Origin of the sequence: Hydrogenimonas sp. (assembly GCF_029933015.1) — a bacterium.
Taxonomy (GTDB): domain Bacteria; phylum Campylobacterota; class Campylobacteria; order Campylobacterales; family Hydrogenimonadaceae; genus Hydrogenimonas.
Genome location: NZ_JAOZOZ010000008.1, coordinates 9,965 through 16,857, shown reverse-complemented (window position 1 = coordinate 16,857; position 6,893 = coordinate 9,965). Strand labels below are relative to the sequence as shown.

The following is a 6,893-nucleotide window of genomic DNA, read 5'->3' as shown; positions in this document are numbered from 1 at the left end:
GCCGAAAATCCCAAAGAGATCGGAGAGATCATGGCGGAGGAGAAGCGGCGTCTCAAAAAGAGCCGCAGGGGCCTCAAAGGCTTTCTGAAGACCGCGAAACCCGCGATTTCCCTTTATCGTATAGTCGCCTACCTCCTGTTGGTCGCCGGTGTCTACGCTCTGATACGCAGCGATCTTTTCGATCCGCTTCTTTATCTCGCCGGTGCGGGACTCGCCCCTCTCGTGGTGGCGGGTACGCTCTATTTTGGTGAACGGTGAACAGTGAACGGTAAATAGTGAGAAGGGTGGTTGGGTGAAGCGGGTCCTACATGATCAGCGGGGCTTCCAGGGTCAGCTGGTCTTTTTTCCGTGAAATGTATCCGTTCATGCGGTGGGCGAGATCCTTGATCCTCTGTATGGGGCATGACTCTTTGGGATCGCCTTGTATGGAGAGCCGGAAAATCGGATAGCGTTTCTCTTCGAACCTGATCGTCTCTCCGGTTTTGAGCGATAGTGAAATTTTTATCTCCGAGCTGTCTTCGAAGCAGTCGAATATCTGTGACAGAAGCTGGATAAAGACTTCGGGATCGATCCGGATATCGGGAAAAGCGGGGTCGAGCAGTGTCGTGAAGCCGTTTTGTCGGCTGATGGAGGCGGTACTGACGGCCAGATCGATGAGGGTGTAGATATTGTGATGGCCCAGCGGATGGATATGGGGTTCGGCGATGCGCTCGGGCGGTTTGCGGTAGAGGCGTATGGCGATGGCGTCGTTGTCCTCGTACCCGACCATGATGCCGAAAAATTCGTACTTGCCGTACTCCAGATCCAACATCGTCGTTTTGAAGCCGTAGGACCGGTTGGCGTAACTGACGGCCAGTTCGAAGATTTCGTGGGGTGTCACCTCCGCCAGAAGAAACTGCGCTTCCTGGTTGAGAGTGACCACTTTGCCGTTGGTATCGAAGAGGATCCAGGGGTTGTAGTCGTACTCCAGCCACTTTTCATAGAAGTCCATCCGTTTCACTCCTGGATCACGGTCGCCAGGCAAAGCCCGACGACCTACGCTGACGCTGAGTCCGCTTCGGCAGCGGGCCCGGCGCTTCGCTCTGTTTCGCTATGCTCAACGGGTGATCCATTCGCTATGCTTCTGGATTTTTTGAATGAAGAATGAAGAATGTCGGATGGCTGCAAAGCAGCCTTATCATTAAAAAAATAAAAGCGCGAAGCGCGTTTTCCTGCATTCTCAATTCTCAATTTTCAATTCTCCATTGAGAACTACATCGAGGAGTCACTCCTCGATGTAGTTCTTCAGCTTCCGTCCCACCTTCGGGTGTTTGAGCTTCTTGATCGCGCTGCTTTCGATCTGGCGGACACGCTCGCGGGTGACGTTGAGCGCCTTGCCGATCTCTTCGAGTGTGCGGTCGCTCTCGTCGTCCATCAGGCCGAATCGCATGCAGATGACCGCCTTTTCACGTTCGTTGAGCTGGTCGAGGACGTCGTCGATCTGCTCTTTGAGGTCCTCTTTCATCACCGACTCGACGGGGCTGGCGCTGCTCTTGTCCTCGATGAAGTCGCCGAAACGTCCATCCTCTTCGCTGCCGACAGGGGCTTCGAGGCTGACGGGTTCTTTCGTGATCTTGATGACGTTTTTGACCTTGTCGACGGTGAGGCCCACCTCTTTGGCGATCGTCTCGACATCGGGCTCCTTGCCGGTCTCCTGGAGGTGTTTGCGCATGATCTTGTTGATGCGGTTGATCGTCTCGATCATGTGGATCGGGATGCGGATCGTGCGGGCCTGGTCGGCGATGGCCCGGCTGATCGCCTGTCGGATCCACCATGTCGCGTAGGTCGAGAATTTGTATCCCTTTTTGTACTCGAACTTGTCCACCGCTTTCATCAGACCGATGTTCCCCTCCTGGATCAGATCCAAAAAAGGCAGGCCGCGGTTGGTGTAGCGTTTGGCGATGGAGACCACCAGACGCAGGTTGGACTTGGCCATGCGTGTCTTGGCCTCTTCGGAGATCTTCTTGCCCCGTTTGATCTGCTCCAGGATCTCCTGCAGCTTTTCGGGATCGAGGTTGAAGCTGTCCTTGGAAGCCTCTTTGGTCTGGAAGAGTTTCTTGATCTGCAGGTAGGTGCTGACCATCGTCGCTTCGGGTACGGCGGCGGCGATCTCCTCTTTGGACATGTTGACGATGTTGTCGAGGATCTTCTGGTGGTTGGCCCTGAGCTGCTCGTTGAAAAGAGGCAGGCGGTATTCGAGACGCTTGAGCTCCTTTTCGAATCCTTCGTCGCTCTTGAGCGCCGTCTCCATCGCTTTGACCAGTTCGTTGATCAGCTTGGAGGTGGGGCCCAGATCCAGAAGCCGGTCTTTGAGGACCTTCTTTTTGAAAGCCAGAACCAGGGCGTAGTGGAACTTCTCCTCTTCGCTGGCATCTTCCGGCGGCTGCTTCTGTTGGGTTTTGAGCCAATCCTTTTTCGCTTTTTCGAGCGCTTTGAAAGTCTCTATGACCTTCTTGACGCGCTTGTCGTCTTTGGAGCTCTTCTTCTTCGCCTCGTCGGTCTCGACGTCGTCGTCGCTGTCGGACTCTTCGAAACTCTTGAAAAGCTCCTTGACGCGGCGCTCGCGGTTGATCAGCGGCTCTTTGTAGTCGAGAATGAAATCGATCAGGTAGGGGACCGAGCAGATGGCGTCGAGGATGATGTCCTCTCCCATCTCGATCTTTTTGGAGATTTCGATCTCCTCCTCTTTCGTCAGCAGCGGGATCTGCCCCATTTCACGCAGATACATCCGTACCGGCGAATCGCTGCGCGACCATTCGAGCAGCTCTTTTTCACGGGTGAAATCGAACTCCTCCTCGAGCGACTCGTCGCTCAGTTTCTGCCGGTCCGACTCCCGTTTCTCCGCCTCTTCGATGTTCAGAAGCATGGCGCGTTCGCTGGATGTGATGATTTTGATATTGTGTTTTTTGGCGAGTTTCAGAATGTTCTTCGCCTGGGCGAGGGTCGGCTGTTTTTCGAAAAGCTGTACGATTTTCTCGAAGGTGATATATTTTTCGTTTTTGTGCTCTTCGAAAAGTTTTTCAAGTGCCTGATTTAGCTCTTTTGCAGTCATTAAGGAGGGCTCCTTCGTGTTCGTGAGAGTAAGTCGGATTATATCGAAAAAAACGTAAAAATTCCTTGATGTCGGAGTATGATCGTCAATTCTAACGGAAAATTAATCGTCTTGACCCTGAAAGAGAGTTTGGAACGTTTGTTGCTTGGAACTCGTCAACGAAGATGCGGAAGGAGCACTATGCAGAGCGGATTCTATACCGTCACCGGTGGAATGGTGACGCAGTTCAACCGTCTCGATCAGATCAGCCAGAATCTCGCGAATGTCAGAACCAACGGCTACAAGGGCAACGATGTCGTCATCGGTGATTTCATGCGTATTTTTCAGGAAAGACGCGACGAGATGCCGCTGGCGAACCATACGAAAGAGGGTGCGAAGTTTCTGAACCGTTCCGTCAACCGGGTTCCCAGGATCGTCGGGCGCTACACCGATTTTACGATGGGTGCGATGGCCCATACCGGCAATCCCCTCGATCTTGCACTGGGCGAGAAGAATCTCTTCTTCGCCGTGGATACGCCCTCGGGCATCAGACTTACGCGCGACGGCTCTTTCAGACTCAACGAAGATGGCGAACTGGTGACCCGTGACGGCTTCAAGGTGCTTTCACAGCACTACTTCCAGAACCGCCAGGCGATCACCATCCCCTTCGATGCCGTCAGCATCAGCGTCGGCAAAAGCGGACGGATCGAGTATATGGACAAGACGGCGATGGATACGCCGGGCTATGTGGACGATCTGATGGTGGTACGGATCGACAATCTGCAGGATCTCGAAGCCGAAGGCGACAACTATTTCAAAATGCCGGGAAAATCGCTGGAAAACGAGATGAACGTCGTGACCGAGACGAACCAGGTCTATCAGTACATGATCGAAAAAAGCAACGTCAATCCGATCCGTGAAATGACGGCACTGATCGAGACCAACCGTCTGGTCGAAATGTATCAAAAAGCGATGAATACCCAGATGGACGACATGAACAACGACGCCGTCAACAAACTCGCGTCGGTCAGAGCGTAACGAAGGAGAGAATGGATGATAAGAGCACTCTATACTGCGGCTACGGGAATGGTGGCCCAGCAGATTCAGATCGACACCACATCGAACAATATCGCCAACGTCAATACGATCGGCTACAAGAAGCAGCGGGCGGAGTTCGCCGATCTGATGTACCAGACGGCGGAATACGCCGGAACCTCGACCAGCGAAACGACCAAATCGCCCACGGGTATCTCCGTGGGACTGGGTGTGCGGCCCACGGCCATCGTCAAGCAGTTCTCCCAGGGCAACTTCAAGGAGACCGGCAACAATCTCGACCTGGCGATCACGGGCAACGGCTTTTTCAAGATCATCATGCCCGACGGTACCGAAGTCTATACCCGAAACGGCGCCTTCAAACTGGACGAAACCGGTACGATCGTCAACTCCGACGGCTATACGCTCTCGCCCGAGATCGTGATTCCCGAGGATGCCGTGGCCATCTCGATCGGAACGGACGGGACCGTCTCGGTGCTCCAGGCGGGCCAGCAGGAGGCGACAGACATCGGCCAGATCCAGCTGACCAACTTCATCAACCCGGCGGGTCTGCACTCTCTGGGGGACAATCTTTACATCAACACTTCCGCCTCCGGCGATCCGATCGAAAGCGTCCCCGGTGTCGACGGGCTGGGGCAGATACGCCAGGGATTCGTCGAGATGAGCAACGTCCAGCTCGTCGAGGAGATGACCGACCTGATCACCGGACAGCGGGCCTACGAAGCCAACTCCAAGGCGATCACGACCAGCGACGAGATGCTGCAGATCGTCAACAACCTCAAGCGCTGACATATGAAGGTGAGAGCGTGAGAGCGTGAGCGAGATTTTTCCGGTAACTTCACGCTTTCTCACTCTCACATCGGCCTCTACGTATTAGCGTCGACACAGCACTAAAAACCTCGCTTAATCTTTTTGACCCGCCCCTTTTGCTATAATCCGCGTAAATTTCAAGGTCTCAGGACCATTTTCCCAAAGGAATCTGATGAACGTCATTACCGGAAAAGTCTGGAAATTCGGTGACAATATCGACACCGATCTGATTATCGCGGCGCGCTATCTCAACACGTCCGATCCCCATGAACTGGCCAAGCATGTCATGGAGGACGCCGACCCCGATTTCGTGAAGAAGATGCAGCCGGGCGACATCATCGTCGCGGGCGAAAACTTCGGATGCGGGAGCAGCCGCGAGCATGCGCCGATCGCCCTGAAAGCGGCGGGTGTCTCCGCCGTCGTCGCGAAGAGTTTCGCGCGTATCTTCTATCGAAACGCCTTCAACATGGGTCTGCCCATCTTCGAACTGAAAGAGACCGACAAAATCAACGAAGGCGATCTGATCTCCATCGAAATGGACAAAGGGGACATCGTCGATCTGAACAAGAAGGTCACCTACAAATTCCAGCCGATCCCCGAATTCATGCAGGAGCTGCTGGCGTGCGGCGGGCTGATCAACTACGCCAAGGCGGAAATGCTCAAAAAGGAGCAGGCGTAATGCGAAGCTACAAAATAGCGCTCATCAAGGGCGACGGCATCGGGCCGGAGATCATCGAGGAGGCGGTCAAGGTTCTCGATGCCGTCAGTTATGCGGAGGGGATCGAACTGAAGTACGAAGAGTACCTGCTAGGTGGCGCGGCGATCGACGCGACGGGCGATCCGGCGCCCAAGGAGACCCTCGAAGGCGTCAAGCAGGCCGACGCGGTTCTCTTCGGAGCCATCGGCGGCGAGAAGTGGGACAGCCTCCCCCGTGAAAAGCGCCCCGAAACGGGTCTGCTGAAACTGCGCAAAGAGCTGGAAGTCTTCGCCAATCTCCGACCCGTGATGGTCTACGACGAACTGGTCAACGCCTCGACGCTCAAACCCTCCGTTATCCAGGGGGTCGACCTGATGGTTGTCCGCGAACTGATCGGCGGTATCTATTTCGGCCAACCCAGAGGCAACGACGGGAAAAAAGCGTTCAACACGATGGTCTATACGAAACCCGAAATCGTCCGCATCGCCAAAAAGGCTTTCGAAATCGCGATGAAGCGTTCCAAGCGGGTCTGCTCCGTCGACAAGGCCAACGTGCTGGATGTCAGCCAGCTCTGGCGCGATACGGTCGAGGAAGTGGCCAAAGAGTATCCGGAAGTGACGCTGACGCACATGTACGTCGACAACGCGGCGATGCAGCTGGTGCGCGATCCCAAGCAGTTCGACGTCATTCTCACCGGTAACATCTTCGGAGACATTCTCAGCGACGAGGCGAGCATGCTCAGCGGCTCCATCGGCCTGCTGCCTTCCGCTTCCATCGGTGAGAAATACGGCCTCTACGAGCCTATTCACGGCTCCGCGCCCGACATCGCCGGCCAGGGTATCGCCAACCCGATCGCCACGATCGCCAGCGCCGCGATGATGCTCCGTTACGCCCTGGGCGAGGAGTCGGCCGCCGAACGGATCGAAAACGCGATCAAACAGGCGCTGAAAGAGGGATACAGAACCCAGGATCTGAGCGCGTTCGACGCCAAAGAGGTCTGTTCGACCAGCGAAATCGGCTCGATCATCGCCAACTACGCAAGTAAGTGAAAAATGAATAATGAAAAATGAAAAGATGCGGAATGTCGCTTCGCTCCTTTCATTTTTAGATGATCGGCGAAGCCGATCCCCAGTAACCAATTACCAATTACCAATGGCGCGTTTTCACCGCACCGAAAGGTCGGTGTGGTGAAAACGCTTACTTTGGCCCAGATCTACGAACTTCAGGGGCTCAAAAGCGAAGCGCTGGAGATCTACAAGGAGA

General features: G+C 54.8%; 6 protein-coding genes and 1 pseudogene. 5 read left to right on the top strand and 2 right to left on the bottom strand.

Annotation, left to right across the window (positions count from 1 at the left end; all coding sequences use genetic code 11):
* Positions 1-258, top strand: a pseudogene (locus Q1K23_RS01345) (hypothetical protein); the annotation flags it as partial.
* Positions 259-304: 46 nt separating this feature from the next.
* Here Q1K23_RS01345 and Q1K23_RS01340 read toward each other — a convergent pair.
* Positions 305-991 (bottom strand): hypothetical protein, encoded by a 687-nt coding sequence (locus tag Q1K23_RS01340; protein ID WP_300361436.1) that lies wholly within the window; start codon positions 989-991, stop codon positions 305-307.
* A 273-nt stretch (positions 992-1,264) separates the two neighbouring features.
* Positions 1,265-3,130, bottom strand: a complete 1,866-nt coding sequence (rpoD, locus tag Q1K23_RS01335) for an RNA polymerase sigma factor RpoD (RefSeq protein ID WP_300361460.1) — start codon at positions 3,128-3,130, stop codon at positions 1,265-1,267.
* Positions 3,131-3,271: 141 nt separating this feature from the next.
* Here rpoD and Q1K23_RS01330 point away from each other — a divergent pair, with 141 nt between their 5' ends.
* The 4 genes from Q1K23_RS01330 (at position 3,272) to leuB (ending at position 6,679) form a co-directional block, all read left to right on the top strand.
* Positions 3,272-4,108 carry a flagellar hook-basal body protein gene (locus Q1K23_RS01330; protein ID WP_300361434.1) on the top strand — a complete coding sequence of 279 codons (837 nt, stop codon included), beginning with the start codon at positions 3,272-3,274 and terminating at the stop codon, positions 4,106-4,108.
* A 15-nt stretch (positions 4,109-4,123) separates the two neighbouring features.
* Entirely contained in the window at positions 4,124-4,912 is a 789-nt protein-coding gene (flgG, locus tag Q1K23_RS01325) for a flagellar basal-body rod protein FlgG (RefSeq protein ID WP_300361432.1), read from the top strand.
* Between the two features lie 193 nt (positions 4,913-5,105).
* Positions 5,106-5,612 (top strand): 3-isopropylmalate dehydratase small subunit, encoded by a 507-nt coding sequence (locus Q1K23_RS01320; RefSeq protein ID WP_300361430.1) that lies wholly within the window; start codon positions 5,106-5,108, stop codon positions 5,610-5,612.
* Positions 5,612-6,679, top strand: coding sequence for a 3-isopropylmalate dehydrogenase (leuB, locus tag Q1K23_RS01315; RefSeq protein WP_300361428.1), 1,068 nt, complete (start codon positions 5,612-5,614; stop codon positions 6,677-6,679). The genes Q1K23_RS01320 and leuB overlap by 1 nt, the downstream gene beginning before the upstream one ends.
* Positions 6,680-6,893 lie beyond the last annotated feature (214 nt).

Coding starts and splice junctions, on each gene's coding strand:
- Q1K23_RS01340 (WP_300361436.1), bottom strand. CDS start 991: ATGGACTTCTATGAAAAGTGGCTGGAGTACGACTACAACCCCTGGATC.
- Q1K23_RS01330 (WP_300361434.1), top strand. CDS start 3,272: ATGCAGAGCGGATTCTATACCGTCACCGGTGGAATGGTGACGCAGTTC.
- flgG (WP_300361432.1), top strand. CDS start 4,124: ATGATAAGAGCACTCTATACTGCGGCTACGGGAATGGTGGCCCAGCAG.
- Q1K23_RS01320 (WP_300361430.1), top strand. CDS start 5,106: ATGAACGTCATTACCGGAAAAGTCTGGAAATTCGGTGACAATATCGAC.
- leuB (WP_300361428.1), top strand. CDS start 5,612: ATGCGAAGCTACAAAATAGCGCTCATCAAGGGCGACGGCATCGGGCCG.